We start from the raw sequence: 18,639 nt of genomic DNA, 5'->3' as shown, positions 1-18,639 counted from the left end.
ATCCCGAACTCGGAAGTTAAGCTCCTTGGAGCCGATGGTACTGCTGGGGCGACTCAGTGGGAGAGTAGGACGCCGCCGGGTCTTTTTCTAAAGCCTGCAAGCATTCGCTTGCAGGCTTTTCTTTTTCCATTATCCCGATTTCAGTCGCCATGAACAACAGCTTTGGTCCCGTGTTCGCCCTCAGCGACGCGCTGCTCGAAGACATCGCCGCGCGTCGTCCTACCTCGGCCACGTTCTGGGCCGTACGGGGTCATGACCACGCCTGGGACGATTTCGGGCCCGAGGGCGCCGAGTCCACGGCGGCGATGCTGGCGAGTTATCGCCGGCAGCTCGACGCGCTCCCTGCACCCGAGCGAACCGAGGACCGGATCGCCGCGCGGGTCATGCGCGATTTCCTGGACGTCGAGCTCGATCGCATCGTTCAGGGCGATCACATCGCCGACCTCAACAACATTGCCTCCCCCTTCCAGCACATCCGCATGGTGCTCGATGTCATGGACACGAGCTCGCGGGCCGGCTGGGAGAGCATGATCACGCGCCTGTCGACGATCGATCGTGCGACTTCGTCGTATCGCAGAGCTCTCGAGGCGGGTCTTCGCCGTGGAAAGACCGTGGCCGTGCGCCAGGTCGACGCCGCTCTCGCGCAGGGACGCGTGCACGCGGGGGAGGCCTCTTTCTTCCGCACGCTTGCGCCCGCGTTCGCGCAGAGCAGCGCGTTCGACCCCGCCCTTGCCGGACCGCTCGAGTGCGGGATCGAGCACGCACGCCGTGCCTATGGCGAGCTGACCGAGTGGCTCGAGCAGACCTATCGCCCCGCCGCTCGAGCCGAGGATGGCGTCGGGGAGGAGGTCTACGCGCGCAAAGCACGGAGCTTCCTCGGTATTTCGATCGATCTACGCGAGACGTTTGCCTGGGGGTTCGCGCAAATCCGCGAGATCGACGCTCGCATGCGCGAGATCGCGGCCGAGATCCAGCCCGGCGCCTCCGTCGACGAAGTCATCCGCTTGCTCGAGACGGATCCGGCTCGATGTGCTCACGGCCCCGACGACCTCGTCCGTGTCGTCGCCGAGTGGCAGACGCGCGCCGTCGAGGCGCTCGCCGGCGTGCACTTCGACATCCCGACCCCCGCGCGTCGGGTCGATGTGAAGCTCGCGCCGCCCGGCAGCACGATCGGCGCCTATTACATGCCGCCTTCCGACGACTTCTCCAGGCCCGGCACCATCTGGTACTCCCCGGGTGAGCGAGAGCAGTTTCCGCTCTACATGGAGCTCAGCCGGGCTTACCACGAAGGATTTCCTGGACATCACCTGCAGCTCAGCATGCAGGTTTCCTTTCAACATCGCCTCTCGCGACAGCATCGCGTGGTCATGAGCGATTACCAGACGGGGTATGCCGAGGGATGGGCGCTCTATGCGGAGCGACTCATGGACGAGCTCGGTTTTCTGAGCAAGCCGGAGTACGTCCTCGGTCTGCTCGTCTGCCAGATGATGCGCGCTTGTCGCGTCGTCCTCGACATCGGCGCGCACCTCGGCTTGCACGCGCCTCCGGACGCGCCGTTCCGGCCCGGGGCGCGGATCGATTACGCCTATGGCGTCGAGATGCTCACCCGCGTCGGCCGTACGCCGCCGGATCACGCCGCGTCCGAGATGACGCGTTACCTCGGCTGGCCTGGACAGGCGATTGCCTACAAGGTCGGTGAGCGCGAAATCCTCGGCCTGCGCGATGAGCTACGCGCGCGCCAGGGCAGCTCGTTCGACCTCAAAACGTTCCATGCCGACCTTCTCGGCGTCGGCTCCGTCGGCCTCGGCGCGCTCCGCGAGCTCCTTCTTTCCTGAGCGTTTCCGGCGCGCGTGACTGCGCCGCGGGGCTTTCGTTAAGCTAGCCCCTCATGAGCCGGTCCCTCCTCGGCCGCCTTTCCCTTGCCGCGAGCTTCGCCGTCCTGGCCGCTTGCTCCCAGGACGAGGCCCCTCGGCCCCACGCCTCTCCCTCCGCCACGGCTGTCGCGAGCATGGCGCCCGCCGCTCCCTCCGCGGCGCCTGCGACCTCCGCGATCGCGCCTGCGACAGGCGGCCGCGACGGCAACGATCCCCTCTTCCACCCCGAGAAGGCGACCGAGAAGGCGCCCGACGTCTTCAAGGTGAAGTTCTCCACGACGAAGGGTGACTTCGTCGTGCAAGTGACCCGCGCCTGGGCGCCGAACGGGGCTGACCGTTTCTACAACCTCGTAAAACTCGGCTTCTACGACGGCGTCCGCTTTCACCGCGCGATCGACGACTTCATGGTGCAGTTCGGCATCCACCCCGAGCCTGCGGTGAACGGCGCCTGGTATCGCGCGTATTATCCCGACGATCCCGTGGTGAAGAGCAACCGCCGCGGCTTCGTCACGTTCGCGCACGCGGGCAAGGACACGCGCACCACGCAGATCTTCATCAGCTACGTCGACAAACAGGCACGGCTCGATACGCAGGGCTTCGCGCCGTTCGGCCAGGTCGTCGAGGGGATGAAGGTCGTCGACTCGTTCTACAAGGGCTACGGCGAGCTCGCGCCGAAGGGCAAGGGACCGAACGCGAGCAAGATCCAGCGCGAAGGGTACGGCTACCTCGACGCGAACTTCCCCAAGCTCGACGCGATCAAGGAAGCGAAGATCGTCCCCTAACGCGGCGGCCTTCGCACGACCTTCGGACCGTAAAGTCGGCGCCAGGAGAGAGACGTGCTCATGTAGGATGATCCTCGGGCCCTCGCGATGAGCTTCGTCAACGAGACCCGATACGCAGCGCTGCCCGTGCCACTCCTCGATCTCGAGGGGCGCGACGTGGTCGTCACGATCGTGAAGGCCACCTTCGTCGTCACCGATCGCGGCGAGCTCCGACCTGCCGAGGATCCGAGCCCGGTGCGCACGAGCGACGTCGCGCGTGAGCCCGACGATCCGCGATCGAGCCTGCTCTTTCCGAGCGACATCGGCCTCGAAAAGCCGGGCACCGACGTCGTCGTCGTGGGCGACGCCGTCGCGCCGCGGCCCGTGAAGGTGATGGATGTCGTGGTGCAGGTGAAGAAGCACCTCGCGCCGCTCCGCGTGCACGGACCGCGCGTGTACTACGACGGCGTGCTCGACGTCGCTGTCGGCCCTGCGGCACCGTTCGAGCGCGTGCCCATCGTCTACGAGAACGCGTACGGCGGCGCCTCCGAGGATCTCTCGGTCGTCGAGCTCGCGAACCCCGCGGGCGTCGGCGCCGCGTGCCGCGCCTCCGATCTGATAGGCAAGCGCGCGCCACAGATCGAGCATCCCGAGCGACCTCATACGACCGCTTCGGATCGGCACCCACCCATGGGATACGGCGCGATCCCGCCGCACTGGTCGCCGCGCCGCGAGCACGTCGGCACGTGCGGATCGCACTGGCAGAAGACACGCATGCCGATGCTGCCCGCGGATCACGATCCGCGCTTCGCCTGCGTGGCGCATCCGTCACTCCGATTCGAGGAGATGCTCGCGCCCGGGGATCCGGTCCGTGTCCTCGGCATGTCGCTCGCGCCGCTCGCGCTCGAGCTCCCGCGGCTCGCCGCGCGCGTGCATGCGCGGTTCGACGGCGGCGAGCGTGAGGAGCGACCCGTCCCGATCGACACGGTGATCGTCTTGCCGGCCGAACGCCGCCTGGAGATCGCGGGCCGCGTCGCCTTTGCTGCCGGCCGAGCACGTCGCGTGCTCCGCGCGCTCGAGGTGCGGGCCAATGCGTGACGAGGCAAGTGCCCCCGCGCAGGACGTCGTGCGAGCGCTCCCGCCGCTCGACACCGACATGCGCGCGTTTTTCGCCTTCTTCGGCGCGTTCTCCGAGGCGCCCGAGCCCCTCGCGTTCCTCGCCGATCGAGGCCTTGCCGAGGGCGACCTCTTTCATTTGCTCGGCTTGTGGCAAGCACGCATGTCGGCTGATCGCGCGTTGCAAAAGGACGCGCTTGGTCTGCTCGCCCGGCCCACGGGCGAGATCCCCGACGTGCAGGTGGGCCCGGCTCTCCCTGTCCAGGCGCCGGGCGATGCGTCGGCGCCCGGGAAGGTGCTCCTCGCGGCGACCTCGCTCGGCTTCCTCGTCGATCGCCCGGCCTTGCCCTTCGTCGCGCCCCCGGCGGACGCGCCGCCGCCTGCATTCCCCCCGCGCCTGCCCCGACCGGCGCCGAAGGGCCTCGGCGAGACGAGCATGGCGCTTCACCTCGACAAACCGGTTTTGCCTTTCGCGAAAAAGCCGGCGGCCGCCGCGCCGGAAGCCGTCCCGCCGAAACCGCTGAAAGGCCCCGCGCCTCCCTCGCTCGGCGAGACGAGGACGGCCGTGCATCTCTACAAACCGGCATTGCCATTCGCGGCCAAGGCGCTCGCGCAGACGGCCCTGACGTTTCAGGTGAACCCTCGGGTCCTGCCGTTCGGGTCCGAGCCGCCCCCACCGCCGCGCCCGCTCGGCGACACCGCGCCGGCGTTCCCTTCGGCCAAACCCGTCATGCCTTTCCCGGCGGCGGACAAACCGCCTGTCGCCCCACCAGCGCCACGCCCGGCGCCGAGCCTGCTCGCCGAGACCTCGCTCGCGCTCCCGATCAACCTCTCCGCCGTGCTCCCGTTCGTCAAGCCAACCCCGAGCGCTCCCGCCACGCGCCTTTCGATCGAGGCTTATGCCACGATGTGCGCCGAGATCTGGCTCGATCCGCCGGGCGCGCTCCGGATCATCGCGCGGTATGGGCTCTCGCCAGAGGCGAAGCGGGCCGAGGATGCCGCGTGGCAGGCGCGTTTCGCGGCGGAGCCGGCAACACGCGCGACGTGGGAGCGCCTCTCGATCGAGGCGGGGGCGCGCATTCGCGCGGGCCGGTAAGCGGCTCGTTCAGGGCGGCGGCGAGCGGGGCGGAAGATCGGGGTAATGGTTGTAGGGGCTCGGATATCCTCCGGCGGCCCAGCTATTCCATTTCCCGGAACGGGACGTGTCCGGGTAATAGGCGACGTCCGGCTCTTGGACCAGCCGGCTCGAATCCTGGACCCCGATGGGCGGGGCAATGTGCAACCCGGGCCCCCAGACGATCTCGCTCGGCGCGAAGACGCTCACCCGATATCGCGAGGCGAGTTGCGCCCCGACGGCGTCGGGCCTGCGCCCGGTATTGCAAGAGAAGAGCTTGAGGGGCACGTTCCTGTCCCAGTTCCCCGCCAGGATCAAGCGTTGCCCGAGGTCGTGCGGTGACATCTGCGTCCAGGACCCGTCCGCATGTTTCACGTGGACCGCGTCCACGGTCCCGTGCACGTAGACCTGATACGAGCCGATGTCGCGTCGCCCGCCCGTCATGCATTCCGCGGTGAACCTGTCGACCGTGGGGTTCCCGATCAGAACACATGCGAGCCCGAGCGGATCCACGTGCATCACCGGGCTCCCATTCCACGCGAAGAGGTTCGCCCCACCCTCGAGCCCCAGCGGATCCGGGCTCAAAAAGCGCATCACCTCCGGATCGAACCAGCGATACCGCACATAGGACAACCCCACGTCCTCGTCGTGATGATGCCCGAGCCTGCGCAAAAGCGGAGCCATCGACCGCCCCGACGGTCCTGCCTTGGCTTCGCTCCGCACGAGCGCACCCCACGCCGAATAAGAACCCGAAAAAGCGAGCCCGCCCGCCCCGTCGACGAGCTCCGTCGCCGCCCCGACGTGGTCCGCGAGCACTCCGTACACGATGTCTCCTTCACCCTGGAGCAGCGGCACCATCGTATCCGGATGATACACGAGCGTACGTTCGCCCCGCTCGGAATCGATTTCGGCGAGCAGGAGGTCCCCGTCCCAGAGATATTCCACGGTGCGGCGCGAGGGCAGGGGAGGGAGCTCCTCGCGCGACACGGGGCGAATGGGCCCGACGACCTCTTTTTTCACGCGCCGACCGAACAGATCGTACGTCATCAGGATCCGCGTCCCGTCGCCGCGCACGACCTCACGCAGATTGCCCCGACAATCCCAGAAATATTCGATCGTCTCGCCGGTGTCGAGCCGCTTCTTGCGGATACGTCGGTTCGCCTCGTCGTACGTGTATGCGGCGTTCGAGGTCCTCCGCAGCACGTTGCCCGGGCCCACGTCCCACCCGGCGCCCGCGGGTTCGACCGAGCCGGCGGCGTCGTATTCGAAGCGCTCCTCGCCCGCCTCGACGAGCTGCCCGACCTCGTCGTGCCGATAGCGCACGTCGCCCCAGCGCGCGTCCCGCTTGCCCGTGAGTGCCGACGACGCGTCCCACGTATACACGCGCGACACGAGCGCGCGGCCGTCCTTGCCTGCCCATTCTTGCGTGATGCGCCCGCGCACGTCGAACGCGAACCTCGCCTCGACGCCGGACCGCGCGAATCGAAAGCCAATCATGGCTCCCGCTGCATCCCGCCCGAACTCCACACGCTCGCCGCCGTGCTCGATCGCCGCCACGCGCCCCGCCTCGTCGTACACGTACCGCGTGACCTTCCCGCTCGGCAGATGCACGGCCGTGCGGCGATTGAGGGTGTCGTATTCGTACCGGATCGTCCCGGCGCTCTGCGTCGCCGACACGATCCGCAAGCCCTCGTCCCAATGCATCTCGACCGAAACTCTTCCAGCCGGATCCTCGAGTTCGTGCGTCACTTTGCGCGCGCCCTCGTCCCGCACGACCCTGCCTGCACCGTGGGGCGTGTCTTCCTCCACGAGCTCGTCGAGCTCGTTGTATCGATACACGCGCCACGTGCCGTCGGGCATCGACAGGCGCGAGACGAGGCCATTTCTACCATACGCCGCGCGAAGGATACGCCCGTCGAACGTGCGCATCTCCGTGACCCGGCCCAGGCGATCGTAGCGGAAATCGTAAAGCTCCGCCTTCGGGTTCTGGATCCGTTGGGGCCTTTCGAGCAAGTCGTGGCTCACGGCCCAGGCTGTTCCGTCCTCGTTCCGGACCTCGACGACCGAGCCCATGCCCGCGTGTCGGAACGTCGCTACCCGGCCGAGCTCGTCGGTACGGCGCGTCTTGCGCCCGAGCGCGTCATACTCGAAACGCACGCGCGTCCCGTCCGGATTCTCGTGCACGAGCACGCGCCCGAGCACGTCGAGCTCGCGCCGCGTCGTATTGCCATACGAATCCACGCACACGATGGGCCTCCCGAGCCCGTCGTACGTCCATTTTCGCACGAGCCCGCCAGCGAGGTGCTCCTCGATGCATTGGTGCCGGTCGTCCCAGACGAACCGCGCTCGGATCCCAGCAGCATCCGCGATCCTCACGAGCCGCCCGTGCTCGTCGTAATCGAGCGTGAGCCACATGCCGGCCGGGTATTTCACCGACGTGAGCTGCCCGCGCGCATCGTACCCATACTCCGTCACGCGCCCGCCCGCCACGCGCCGCACCACACGATCGTCCACGTGCACGAGCTCCGTCACACGCCCGAGCGGATCCGTGATGTTCACCAGATTGCCCCGGGCATCGTATTCGAAGCGGCTCGTGTTTCCGGCGGCGTCTTTCTCCGCGACGACGAGCCCGTCGTCGTCGATCTCCCACGTCCGCGCGGCCGATCCGTCATTCGTCGTGACCCCGAGCAGCGCGCCGTCCTTCGGCCGCCACGAGAACACCCGCGGCGAGAGCGTGCCCGAAAGCCTCGTCGTCCCCTGCTGCTCGTCGTACGTGATGTCGCCCGCGTGAATGCCACCGTCGCCGAAGGCACGGATGCAGCGGCCGGTCTCGGCGTCGTAAACGTAATGGAAGGACAGACCCGTCGGCAGCGTCTTCTTCAAGAGCCGCCGGCGCTCGTCGTAGCTGTACGTGACGTCGTTCCCGAGCGGATCCGTCACGCGGACGAGCTCGCCGCCTGCGTTGTAGCCGAACGAGATGGTCTGGAGGGGGGCACGCTCGTCACCGGGCGCGAAGACCGCGATACGCGTGAGATGACCCCTCTCGTCGTGCGTGAGCCGGACGATCCTGCCGGCCGTATCCACGAGCCGCACGAGCTTTTCGCTTTCGTAATCGAGCCGGACTCGCTGCCCCGAGGGATTCGTGATCTCCACGAGCCGAGCCCGCGTGCCTCCCTGCGAATGAAACACGCGGCGAATGCCTGTCGCGAGGGAGACGACCGAGGCTCCACCGCCGCGCGCGTCGAGAAGGACCTCGATCCGTTTGCGCCGATGAACGACCGTTTTTCCGGGCGATACGTTTCGCAGGACGAGCGTGGCGCCGTCCTCGCCGCGGAACCGGAGTTCTTCGCCCTCGACCTCGATCCACTGGTCGTACGCGTGGGTCCAGCCGCCGTGGCCGAGGGGTCCGTGTTCGGATGCGCGTGTGCTGTCGTAAGCCCTCGTCCACGTGATTGCGATGGGCCCCGGGAGGAAGACGTCGACATCCGTGTCCACAACGGAGCCCGAGACGACGGAGACCGGGTCGAGGATCACCTGCGAGCACGCGGCGAGCGTGGCCACGCTTCGGGCCGAGAGCACGTTGTCCATCGTGAAGAGCCGTCCGATCGCCTGCGCGATGAATGTCCCCTGGTACGGCACGTTCATGCGCACCATGTCATTCGTGCAGGCGACAGGTTTTCCGCCCGCGAGCACCGTGTGCTGCTCGGCGAAAGCGACCTCGCTATAGGCCGACGTCATGTGCGTGACGATATCACCGCCGGTGGGCTGGCCCGGTAGATTGCCCGGCGCGTGAATCGACATCACGCTGCCCTGCGTGAGGACGGGCCGGTATGCGATGAGCAAGTGATTCGAAACCCTCTGCGCCGTCGATGAATGCGACATGTACACGAAGGGCGCTGTGACGGGGCCCGCAGGCGGGGTCGGCGGGACGAGGCTCATGGCCGGCGTCGGCCCGGGGCAGAAATGCCCGCTGCCCGTCGTCGCGATCTTCATTCCACCGATCGACGCCATGACCTACGCCTTTCCTTTCGTGTCGCGCGCGGCCCGGAGGAGCGGGACGAGGCCCGCCTCCACATCGACGGCGTATCCCCAAACGGGCACGGGGTCGAGGCGCCCGAGGCGGGCCCGGAGCTCGTCCACGCGGCGGGCGAGGTCTCCGCGCGCAAGATCCCCCGACGCGCATTCATCGGCCACCACGACCGCCGAAGAGGGGAGGCCCCGGCGAAAACGGGCGGGAGGATCGAGGCGCATCGATGCAATCACGCGTCGCCAGGCCTTCGCGTCACGCATCTCCTCGGGCGGGAGCGCCGGCCCGAGCATGACGGCGAGCGCGTCCGCCGCCGCAAACGAGAGATCCTCGTCCGCCAGGCATTGCAGCAATCGTGGCAAGACCGCGGGAGAACCCCATCGCCCCGCGGCCGAGAGCAAAGCTGGGGTCGCGGTTTGTCGTGTGAAGAATGTTTCCGCTGCCCTCGCATCCTCGGGCCGACCTGCGAGCACGTAAAGCTCGCCGAGGAGTGGGCCGAGGCGCGCGGCGACGGCAGAATCCTCGAACGCGCGCCGGGCCTCGACGTCGCCGAGGATCGCAAGCTGCCGGGCCGCACGAAATGCATTCGCTCGATCCTCGACGAGAAGCGCGCTCCGGAGCGCCGCGATGAACGCTCGTTGCGAGGCCGCCGGCCGCGTCGCACAGGCGTCGAGGGCCGCCGCGCGTACGAGCGGAGATGCATCCGATAAAGAGCGTTGCACCTCCTCGTCCGTGAGCGCCCCGCGGGCCGCGAGGAACGAGAGCCCGATCGCGCGGGCGATGGGCCGCGTGGACGCATGAAGCGCCCGCCCGAGTGCGAAGAGCTCCGCGTGCTCGGAGAGAGAAAGCGCCTCAGCCACGAGCCGCGCGTGCTCCGCGGAGCCTTCGGGAAGCGCGTCGATCATCCACGACACGATATTGCTCGCGCCTGCGCCCATGGCCACGAGCGTCGCGCCGAACGTATGCCACGGGTCATCCAGGTGCTCGCGGAAGGAGGTGACGAGATGGCCGAGCGCCATTCTGCCGGAGGCATGGATCGCGTCGATGTGGCAAAGCAAGCGGCGCTCCATTTCGGGCACGCCTCGCCGCGGTGAACGCTCGCGCACCTTGCCCAGCATGCCGAGCGCCTCCGCGCAATGAGCCACGACCTCGGCGTAAAACCCCGGGAGCGACACGGGGCGAAGCCGCTCGCGATCCAGTTGCACCATCGGCGCCTCCGTGATCGGGTCCGGCAACGGTCGTTCGAGGGGAAGGATGTCGTTCGCCGGGGCGAGCGCCGCGTCGGGATCGAATGGCACCTCGTCGGCCTCTGTGGCGAGATCGCCCAGGGACGCATGTTCGTCCGGAGAAACCGCATGGAGATCCAAGCACCGCGGGCGTATCCGCTCCTCGAGCGGCCGGAGCGTATCCATCGCATTCGATTCCGCGCCGACGCCGAGCGCGAGCCCTCGCGTGCCGTCGCGTGAGATGGCCCAGGCGAGGATGGGGGCACCCGGCGGACAAACCCCGTGGCGCACCGAGGCGAACGCATGCGCGAGGGCCATCACGCCGGCCGCTGCGCCGACCTGCCCGATCTCGGCTTCGAGGCAGCCGCCGAAGGCCTCCGGGTGAAACATCGAAGCTTGCCGGGCCGCGCTCCATTGCCATTCTCGCGAACGGAGCGCGTCGACACGCTCTTGCCCGAAGACGGCGCGAATGGGAGCGCTTTCCGAGAGGCTTTCGAGCAGCCCCGTCAGCGCTGCCCCGTCCACGGGTTCGTCATCGTCGTCCGTGCCCCGACCGAGGGCCGTCTTGCTCGTGAGGATCGTGCCCAAGGCGCCCGTCTTCATGTCCCGTGCGAGGACGAGCGCTCCCGCGCCCTCCGCGGGCCAGAGCCGCGCCGGCGCGAACGGGCCCGGAGGCCGCGCAGCGAGCGCGGCCGCCCGATCCACATGAAAAAACGAATCCACGCCGAGGAGCCCCGCGCCCTGGAAACGCGGGTACGACGCGATCCGCGTGAGCGCATCGAACGCGCCCGCCGCGCCCACGAAACGCTCGATGGCCGCCGCCGATGCGAGCGCGGCGATTCGCCTCGCCACATCGTCGAGCGCGGCCTCCGAGAGGCCCTCGCACGGAGCCGGCAAACAAAGAAAGAGAGGGAGCCCCGATCTGGGCCGCGCCTCTTCGAGCGCGAGGCGAGCGAGCGCGACGAGCCGGTCCGGGAGGCGGAGGTCTGGCGGGACGAACCGCGCATAGCCGACCTGGAAAGGCCGTCCGTCCGCGAGCACGAAGGGCGCGGGCGCGGGCGGCGGCGCGTTCGCACGCGGGAAAAACACGTGATCCTGGGCGAGCGCACCCGCCGGAGAACAAAGACCGAGGCCAACGACCGAGAGCGTCACTTGTGCGTCAATTTCCCCGCTTCGCGCGATTGTCCCTTGATTCGAATCGTGGGCGCTTTGATCGTGACCCCGCCGCCGGACGCCGAGATTTCCGCCCCGCCGCATTTGAAGGTCACGGTCCCGCCCGAGAGCGTCAAGTCACCCCCGACCGAGAGCGAGAGCGACGCTTGCGCCGTCATGCGATACTCGCCGCCTGCGCTCACCTCGCGCGCGCCGCTCACGTCGCTCTGCACGAGGCCCTTTACCTTGCGTGCGATGTTTTTGGCGCTCGTGAGCGATAGCGATCCGAGCGATTCGTTCATCGCGCCCGCCACCTGCATGCCGGCCTTCGTCGTCTCCGTCGTGTGGCTGCCATTCACGAGCATCGTCGAGGGGCCGAGCGTCACCCACGAGACGGCGCCCGGCGTCATCACGGCATACACGCCGCCGACCATTTCCGAATAAGGTCCCTCGACGAGCGTCGCCCGGTGTCCCGGCCCCGGGCCCCCCTTGCCGCTCGCCCCGCTCACGCCCGATGCGCCTCCGCCCGCCGCGACTTCGCCCTCGGGAGGACGGCCGTGATCCCAGGGCATCGGCTTCGACGAACCGGTCACGCTCGCGAGGATCGCATCGCCGCCCGGCACCATCGAGGCGGCCATCCCGGCCAAACCCATTCCGGCCGCCGCGGCCGCGCCCTTTTCGGCGCCCGCGGAAAATCCCTCGATGGCGGCCCGGCCCACGCCGAGCCCCGCCGCCACGATCGCGCCCGCCGTCCCGCGCGAGCCCACGCCCGCGAGCGCCGTGGAAAAGAGCAGATTCGCGGCGCCCTTCACGGGGCTGCCCACTTGCTCGGCGAGCATTCCGCCCACGGAGACGGCCTCCGTCCCTTTCACCTGCGTGACGAAGCTCCCGCCCGCGGTCTGCTTTTGCGTCGCGCCCACCGTCACCGTGCGCGACCCGTACGACGCGGACCACCCGAGGTGCACGCTCACCGTCTCGTCCGCGCCGACCGAAGACGTCACGCTCCCCAGGACCTCGGCATTCTCGTTTTTCCGGGTCTCCGTGCGCGAATCGCCGTACACATGGTCGTCCCGGCCAAACGGCGCGGAGAAAAGCATGTGTTGCCGGCCCGCGGCGTCGTCGAGCTGAATCGTGGTGCGCGCGGCCGCGCCAGGGGAACTGTCGGTCGCGAGCACGCTCGCCGTCTTGTTCGCGGGCAGCGGCAACGGCGGGAGCTGCTTTCCATTGTACGAGCGCCCGAGGACGATCGGGCGCTCGGGATCGCCGTCCTCGAAGGCGACGAAGACCTCCCAGCCCACGCGCGGCAGGACGAAGCCAGCCGGCGCCTCGGGCTGCGTCACGCGCACGGGAAGGCTGCTTCGGTGATCCTTCGGGCCACGCACGTCCCAGTGGAATGCGACGTGGACGCGGCCGAGCGCGTCGGTGTCGATCTCCTGGCCCGGCGCGCCCGTGACGGTTGCGGATTGCACGCCGTCGATGCGTGGCTTCGGTGTGACGCGTGGCAATCGGAACGGGATGTTCTTCGGAATGGCCTCCACCGTGGCTTCGAGCGCGGGCTCGTCGGCGCTCCACGTGATCGTGGTTGCCACGACGAACCATACGCCGGAGGCGCGCGCGTGGCCGAAGGCTCGATCCGATTCGACGAGCGTGACCGCGCGCCCGGGCGCGAGCGCGAGCGCATTCGTTCGCAGCGCGAGCGTCGAGGTATCCGCGCGCAGGGATTCGAGCCGCCGTCTCGCGGCCCGTTCCCCGGCCTCGCCCGAGCGGAATCCGCCCGGCGCCTCGTAGATCTCGTTCTTTTGCTCGACGCTCGATCCGTCCGCGGCCATGCCTTCGAGCTTCAGGTCAGGCCGCTCGGGATCATGATCGCGCAACATCACCTTTCCCGGACGACGCTGCCGCGCGGCCATGACGGGCGTGACGAACGGCCGCGATTCGCTTGCCGTCGCCCGCGTGACGATCGCAATCGGCTCGGGATACGCGTCACCCGCGCGCGTCGAGTCGTCCTCGATCACGAGCACCTCGGTGCCGTCGTTTTCCTCGAACCGAAAGGAAAGCCCGTGCTCCTCGCAGAGGCGGCGGACGAACGTCGCATCCGTCTCGTCGTATTGAATCGACCAGTCGAGTGGCGGATACGTTTCCGTCAGTCGCACCTCGATCCGCTCGTATCCCGCGGCCTGCGCGAGCTCGGTGATGATCTCGGGCGCGCTGCGGTCGCGGATCACCCGCGGAAAACGCCGCAACTCCAGCAAGGCGAGGCGCGGGCGCACGGTGGCGCGGTAGATGCGCTCATGTCCATGATCCGTCGCGACCAGGACGAACCGCATCACGATGCCCGCAAATCGCCGCTCTCCCGCCGTGGTCTCGAACCGCAGCACGCACGCCCCGCGCAGCACGTGCGAGGGCAGCACGACGGGGGAGGAGGGACCCGAAAAATCGAGATCGTAACTCCCGATTTCGCCGAGGCGCTCGCGCCCTGCGACACGCACGAGGCGGAGCGGCGGATCCCCAGGGAGCGCGGCGGAGACGCGGGTCACGGCAGCTCCACCCGCGCCGCGAAAATGCGGACGAGCGCGGCCATGTCGATGACGAGTTTGTCCCCTTCGAGGCGAAGCGCGCCGCCCGGCTCGAACGCGAGGGATCCGCCGGGGACTTCGAGCACGATCGATTGATCGGCACGGACGCGCAGGTGCTTCGCTTCGAGCGCGAGCGTGCCGCGTTCGTCCTTTTCGATCGCGCTCGCGACCTGGAGCGCGCCCGCGATCCGGGGCCCGTCCGGCCCGTCCACGAGCACGACCGTACGCCCGCCTCGCAAGCATTCCTCGGCGAAATCGGGCGCGACAGCGCCGTCGAGGCGCGCCGTGAGATGGCGGCCCGAGGCGAGGCGGACCCGATAGACGCGTTCGTCGCCGTCCGCCGAGGCCGCCATGGCCATTTCGATGCGGCCGGGATGTAGCCCCGGGCCGAGCAGGGGGCTTGCCTTGCTTCGCCCGCGCCGCGCGCTTTTTCCTTCAGCCATACCGAGACACTCCTCCCTCGACGCTCGCGACCGAGCCCTGGAAATCGCCCTGGATCTCGATCGTGCCCGGGGTCATCTGGATCGTCATTCCGCCCGCTTTGACGACGAGCCGCGCCTTGGCCTCGATCGCGACCTCGGCGCCTGCGATCGTCGCATTCCCTTTCACCGCGTGCGATAGCGTCCCGAACGATTCGGCCACGTTGCCGCCTGCCTTCACGTTGCGCGACGCATGACTCTCCGCATACACGCCGAGCACGTCGAGCCCATATCCGTTCGCCGTCACCGTCATCGGGCCGCTGACCTTCACGACGGCCGCCCCGCCCACCGCGATCACCTCGGAAATCCCTGCGGTCGTGTTCATCGATCCGCCGACGATGAGCGTCCCGGCGCCTTCCGTGTGCACGCTCTGGTGTTCGAGCGGCGCCTCGGTCTTCGCCCCGCCCACGATTCGTACGAGCCGCGGCGCCTTCGTCACGGAATCGCCGCCGATCGAAAAGAAGCGCGCACCGCCCACCGAAATGCTCTCCGCGCTCGCCCACACGGCGTGATCCGCGTCCGTCGTGACGGCGCGCTCGGCGCCCACCGAAAGCGAATGCGCCCCGTCCACGGCCGTGTTCAGGTTCTCCTTGACGAACAGCTCCCGCGACCCACCCACCACGCGCCCGAGATCCCCCTGCACCACCGAGACCTTGTCGTTCTCCGAGAGCTCCTGGTAATCGCCGGACGATTGAATCGAGAGTTGTTCCGTTCCGGCGGCGTCGCTGATGCGAAGGAAATGGCCCCGCTCGCCGGCCGGCGTGGTCTTCGTCCCGAGGTGCGTCTCGACCTTCTGCGCCGGCAAAACGAGGGGCGGCGGATCGGCGCCATTGTAAAGGCGACCGAGCACGAGGGGCACCTCGCACGCGTCGTCCGCGAAGGCAACGACCTGCTCCCAGCCCACACGCGGGTGGAAGGCCGAGCCCGCGAGGGCCGGCTCGACGACGCGCGCCGGCCCGGCGAACGCATCCCAGCGGAGCACGAGCGAGGTGCGTCCGTGCGCGTCCACCGCAATCTCCTCCCCGGACGGGCCGCGCACGCGCGCCGTGCTCACACCCCCGCGCGGAGGCGTACGCGTGCGGGCGGGCCGATAGGTCGAGGAGGCCGGTACGGCGCGGAAAACCGCGTGATGCACGAGGCCGTCTCCCTCGGGGTTCAGGCTCGCCTCGTGAATCACGGAGAGCACGAGGAATCGGCCATTTTGCGCCGCGACGGGTGATTCCTCCACGGTCACGATCGAGCCGGCCGCGACGAGGGGCGTCGTCGCTTCGCCTTCCAGCACGGTCGCCTCTCGACGACGTTCGCCGAGCCGGATTGCCGCGAGCTCGCTCGCCTCCGCGGGCGAACGTGCATCGCGGGAGAGCTCGTACCATTCGAGGGAACCCTCGCCGCTCTCGCCCGCGATGTCGAGCTCCGGTCGCTCGTAATCATAGCCCCGCACGTGGGCCACGTCGCTCGCCGCGCGCCGCACGAGCCGCGCGGCGCGGAGGGAAGGGCCTCCCTCGAGCCCCGCGTCTTCGCGGTGGCGCAGGACGAGCCCGTCGTCGTCGAACGTCCCCGGCTCGTCGGCGATACGCACGGCGTCACGCTCGCCCGTGCATGGATACCACGACAAACCTTCTTCGGCGAGGACCCGCGTGACGAACGAGAGATCACTCTCGAACGATTGCAGCCGGTGCGCCCGCGTAGGCGGTGTGCGCCGCGCACGGTTCTCGAAACGAAATCCGTGCCTCTCGAAGAAGCTGCGCGCGACCTCTACGGCGCTCGTGAATCCAGGGGCGCCCCAGTATCCACGCCCGCCTTCCGCCTCCGCAACGCGATGCACGAGGACGATCACGCTGTGCCCCTCGTGATCCTCGACCCGATCGACGATCCCCTCGAAACGCCGCGCATGCTCGCCGACGCCGAGGACGAGCCACGCGCGCTCTCCAAGAATATCGAGGCCAACCGCGGAGACGGCCTCGCCACGTTCGGAGATCTCGCAATGGATGCGCGCGACGAACGGCGCGCCCACCCGCTCGTCGACGGTGCACGCGCGGGCGACGAACGCGAGGGAAACACCGTCCACGCCAAGCTCGATCCACGAGCGCTGGTTCATCCGCCCACCTCGCCGCCCTGGTCCCGCTTGACCATTCCCTCGATCGCCGTCGTCCCGCTCTTCGCGCGGATCGCGCCGCCCGCGACTTCCAGGGCTCCGGCCGTGAGCGTGCCGGAGACGTCGATCGTGATCTGCGGCGCCGCAATGCTGAATTTCCCACCCGCCCGCAGCTCGACCTGCCCCGACGCGAGTTTGCCCGTCGGCGCCGCGATCCCGTGATCCGCCGCCGCGCTTTCCGTCACCGCGCCCGCCGCGCTCCGCTTGCCGCCCTTCACCGACTCCGAATACGCCCCGGCGCACGTGACGGTGCGCGCGCCGCGACAAACGTACGTCCGCGCGCCCGCCACGCTTTCCGTCACCGAGAGTCCCGCCGAGACGAGCTTCGAGCCACCCACGATACGCGAGAAGGTTCCCGTCGTCTTCGTGTTCGACTGGTTGCATTGCAGCACGTACGCGCCGCCGACGGACTCCTCGTATCCCCCGCCGCAGAGGACCACGCGGTTCCCCGTCACCGCGATGATCTCGGTCGCCATCGATTCCGCATTCGCGCCGTCCACGGCGATGTGAATGGGTTTGCCGACGTCCACGTGCTGGCTCCCGCCGATCGTCACGTCCTCCGCGCCGGCCACGTGCGCCGCGAGGCCGAGCCCGACCACGTGCGCCTCGTCGCCGTCCGTCGTCTGCGTGTAATCGCCGCCCACGCGCACGCTGAGGTCGCGGCTCGCGTGCACGAAAAACGCCTCCACGCCCGCGTCGTCGCCGAAGCGGATCTCCTGCGTCGTGCCGTCCCCGGGGCTCGTCCACGATTGCAAGGCCGTGACCGCGCGCGCCGAGGGAAGGACGTACGGATGCACCGCCGTCGCATTGTAGAGGCGGCCGAGCACGAAAGGCCGATCGGCGAGGCCGTCGAGGAACGAGACCGCCACCTCGAAGCCGACACGCGGGATCATCATCGCGCCGCCGAGCGGCCATTGCATCGTGCGGATCCAGGACGACGACCGATCGTCCGTGATGCCCGATCGATCCCAGAGAAACCGGACTTTTACACGTCCGAGCGGGTCCGTGTGGACCTCCTCGCCGGGCGGACCCGTGACGACCGCGTTTTCGACGTGGTGAATGCGCGGCTCCTTGAGAATCGCAGGCCGATACGGTGGGCGTTCCTCGCCACCATCGCCCTGCGTGGGCCGGAGGACGACCTCATTGCGATAGGGCGACCCTTTCCCGCCGCCCTGGAGCGGCCGGGCAAACCCGTGACGGACCTCCGAGACGAGGAACCGTTGGTCGAAGAGATCCGCGCCGCCGCCCGCGACTTCGACCAGCCGGCCGGGCCGGAGGCGCATGCAATCGCTCGTCGCCGTGACCTTCACCTCGTCGCGGCGGAGCTGTTCGAGCCTGCGCCTCGCCCGCGCCTCGGCCGCGCGCGCGTCGGGTACACAAGCCGGGTACTCGAGCCATTCGAGCGCGCCCTCGCCGGCCTCGCCGTCGAGGTAGACGTCCGGGTGATCCACGTCGAAATCGCGGACGAACACCCGATCATGGGACAACCCCGCCTCCCACGCGAGCGAGAGGAGCGCGCGCACGCCCCTCACGCGCGTGGCGCCCGGTCCAGCGAAGGGCAGGCGCGGATCGCCGTCGATCCCGTCGTGCGAGGCCGTCCCGTCGCCGAAGAGCACGCGCCACGCGCCGTCCTCGTCCGTCTCGGTCCAGAACGAGATGCCCTCGCGCGCGAGCAAGCGGCGCACGAAATCCCACTCGGCCTCGCCATGCTGCGTGCAGAGCGGATACAGCGGGTATTCGCCCGAGAGCCTCGCCACGATCACGTCCCGCGGCACGCCCGCGCCCGCGAGGACCTCGGTGACGACCTCCTCGGAAGTCTTGTCCCGAAAAACCCGATACCCCGCCCGGAGCGCGAGCGGCGCGAGCGGATCCGCGAGGCGGAGCGAGAGCACACGATCGCGGCCGCGGCCCGCCTCCTCGGCCACCTCCATCACCACGAGCTGGATCGCGCGCGCCGTGCCCTCCTCGGGATCGGAGAGCACGAGGACGCACGGGGCCCGGACGAGGGATGCCGGATCGACCTCACCCGCGGCGACCACGACGATCTCGAACGACGAGAGGTCGTCCATGATTTCGCGTCCGTCGAGCGAGAGGACCACGTTCTCGCCGAGGGGCTCGCAGACGAAGGCGACGTCCTGGGTCGTCACGAGGCACGAATC

The 18,639-nt window shown here is 68.9% G+C and carries 10 protein-coding genes and 1 rRNA gene; 5 read left to right on the top strand and 6 right to left on the bottom strand.

All coding sequences use genetic code 11. From position 1 onward, the window contains the following. The 5 genes from rrf to KEG38_RS46585 form a co-directional block, all read left to right on the top strand. A 5S ribosomal RNA gene (gene rrf / locus KEG38_RS46605) occupies nt 1-81 on the top strand; the annotation flags it as partial. 68 nt (nt 82-149) lie between these two features. After that, nucleotides 150-1,835 (top strand): DUF885 domain-containing protein, encoded by a 1,686-nt coding sequence (locus tag KEG38_RS46600; protein ID WP_272427314.1) that lies wholly within the window; start codon nt 150-152, stop codon nt 1,833-1,835. A gap of 53 nt (nt 1,836-1,888) precedes the next feature. Then, complete coding sequence (locus KEG38_RS46595; RefSeq protein WP_272427313.1) at nt 1,889-2,656, top strand: peptidylprolyl isomerase; 768 nt, start codon at nt 1,889-1,891, stop codon at nt 2,654-2,656. A gap of 87 nt (nt 2,657-2,743) precedes the next feature. Further along, nucleotides 2,744-3,733, top strand: coding sequence for a DUF2169 family type VI secretion system accessory protein (locus KEG38_RS46590; protein WP_272427312.1), 990 nt, complete (start codon nt 2,744-2,746; stop codon nt 3,731-3,733). Continuing rightward, nucleotides 3,726-4,847 carry a hypothetical protein gene (locus KEG38_RS46585; protein WP_272427311.1) on the top strand — a complete coding sequence of 374 codons (1,122 nt, stop codon included), beginning with the start codon at nt 3,726-3,728 and terminating at the stop codon, nt 4,845-4,847. The genes KEG38_RS46590 and KEG38_RS46585 overlap by 8 nt, the downstream gene beginning before the upstream one ends. A gap of 9 nt (nt 4,848-4,856) precedes the next feature. Here the strand turns inward: KEG38_RS46585 and KEG38_RS46580 are convergent, their stop codons facing one another. The 6 genes from KEG38_RS46580 to KEG38_RS46555 are packed head-to-tail and all read right to left on the bottom strand — an operon-like array spanning nt 4,857 to nt 18,627. Continuing rightward, nucleotides 4,857-8,876: an RHS repeat-associated core domain-containing protein gene (locus tag KEG38_RS46580; RefSeq protein WP_272427310.1), complete on the bottom strand. Its 4,020-nt coding sequence runs from the start codon at nt 8,874-8,876 to the stop codon at nt 4,857-4,859. A 3-nt stretch (nt 8,877-8,879) separates the two neighbouring features. Then, entirely contained in the window at nt 8,880-11,207 is a 2,328-nt protein-coding gene (locus KEG38_RS46575; RefSeq protein ID WP_272427308.1) for a hypothetical protein, read from the bottom strand. Nucleotides 11,208-11,266: 59 nt separating this feature from the next. Further along, nucleotides 11,267-13,807, bottom strand: coding sequence for a type VI secretion system Vgr family protein (locus KEG38_RS46570; RefSeq protein ID WP_272427306.1), 2,541 nt, complete (start codon nt 13,805-13,807; stop codon nt 11,267-11,269). Further along, complete coding sequence (locus KEG38_RS46565; protein WP_272427304.1) at nt 13,804-14,289, bottom strand: hypothetical protein; 486 nt, start codon at nt 14,287-14,289, stop codon at nt 13,804-13,806. Before KEG38_RS46565 ends, KEG38_RS46570 begins: the two co-directional genes overlap by 4 nt. Further along, a complete protein-coding gene (locus KEG38_RS46560) occupies nt 14,282-16,423 on the bottom strand; it encodes a type VI secretion system Vgr family protein (RefSeq protein WP_272427302.1) in 2,142 nt (713 codons plus the stop codon). The genes KEG38_RS46565 and KEG38_RS46560 overlap by 8 nt, the downstream gene beginning before the upstream one ends. Continuing rightward, entirely contained in the window at nt 16,420-18,627 is a 2,208-nt protein-coding gene (locus KEG38_RS46555) for a type VI secretion system Vgr family protein (RefSeq protein WP_272427300.1), read from the bottom strand. The genes KEG38_RS46560 and KEG38_RS46555 overlap by 4 nt, the downstream gene beginning before the upstream one ends. Between the last annotated feature and the right edge of the window lie 12 nt (nt 18,628-18,639).

Origin of the sequence: Polyangium jinanense (genome assembly GCF_028435265.1) — a bacterium.
Taxonomy (GTDB): domain Bacteria; phylum Myxococcota_A; class Polyangia; order Polyangiales; family Polyangiaceae; genus Polyangium; species Polyangium jinanense.
Note: the sequence above shows the minus strand (reverse complement) of the source record. Positions and strands in the feature narration are given on the sequence as shown.

Excerpts from the sequence above, each read along its gene's own strand:
- KEG38_RS46600 (WP_272427314.1), top strand. The coding sequence starts at position 150 with ATGAACAACAGCTTTGGTCCCGTGTTCGCCCTCAGCGACGCGCTGCTC.
- KEG38_RS46595 (WP_272427313.1), top strand. The coding sequence starts at position 1,889 with ATGAGCCGGTCCCTCCTCGGCCGCCTTTCCCTTGCCGCGAGCTTCGCC.
- KEG38_RS46590 (WP_272427312.1), top strand. The coding sequence starts at position 2,744 with ATGAGCTTCGTCAACGAGACCCGATACGCAGCGCTGCCCGTGCCACTC.
- KEG38_RS46585 (WP_272427311.1), top strand. The coding sequence starts at position 3,726 with ATGCGTGACGAGGCAAGTGCCCCCGCGCAGGACGTCGTGCGAGCGCTC.
- KEG38_RS46580 (WP_272427310.1), bottom strand. The coding sequence starts at position 8,876 with ATGGCGTCGATCGGTGGAATGAAGATCGCGACGACGGGCAGCGGGCAT.
- KEG38_RS46565 (WP_272427304.1), bottom strand. The coding sequence starts at position 14,289 with ATGGCTGAAGGAAAAAGCGCGCGGCGCGGGCGAAGCAAGGCAAGCCCC.
- KEG38_RS46560 (WP_272427302.1), bottom strand. The coding sequence starts at position 16,423 with ATGAACCAGCGCTCGTGGATCGAGCTTGGCGTGGACGGTGTTTCCCTC.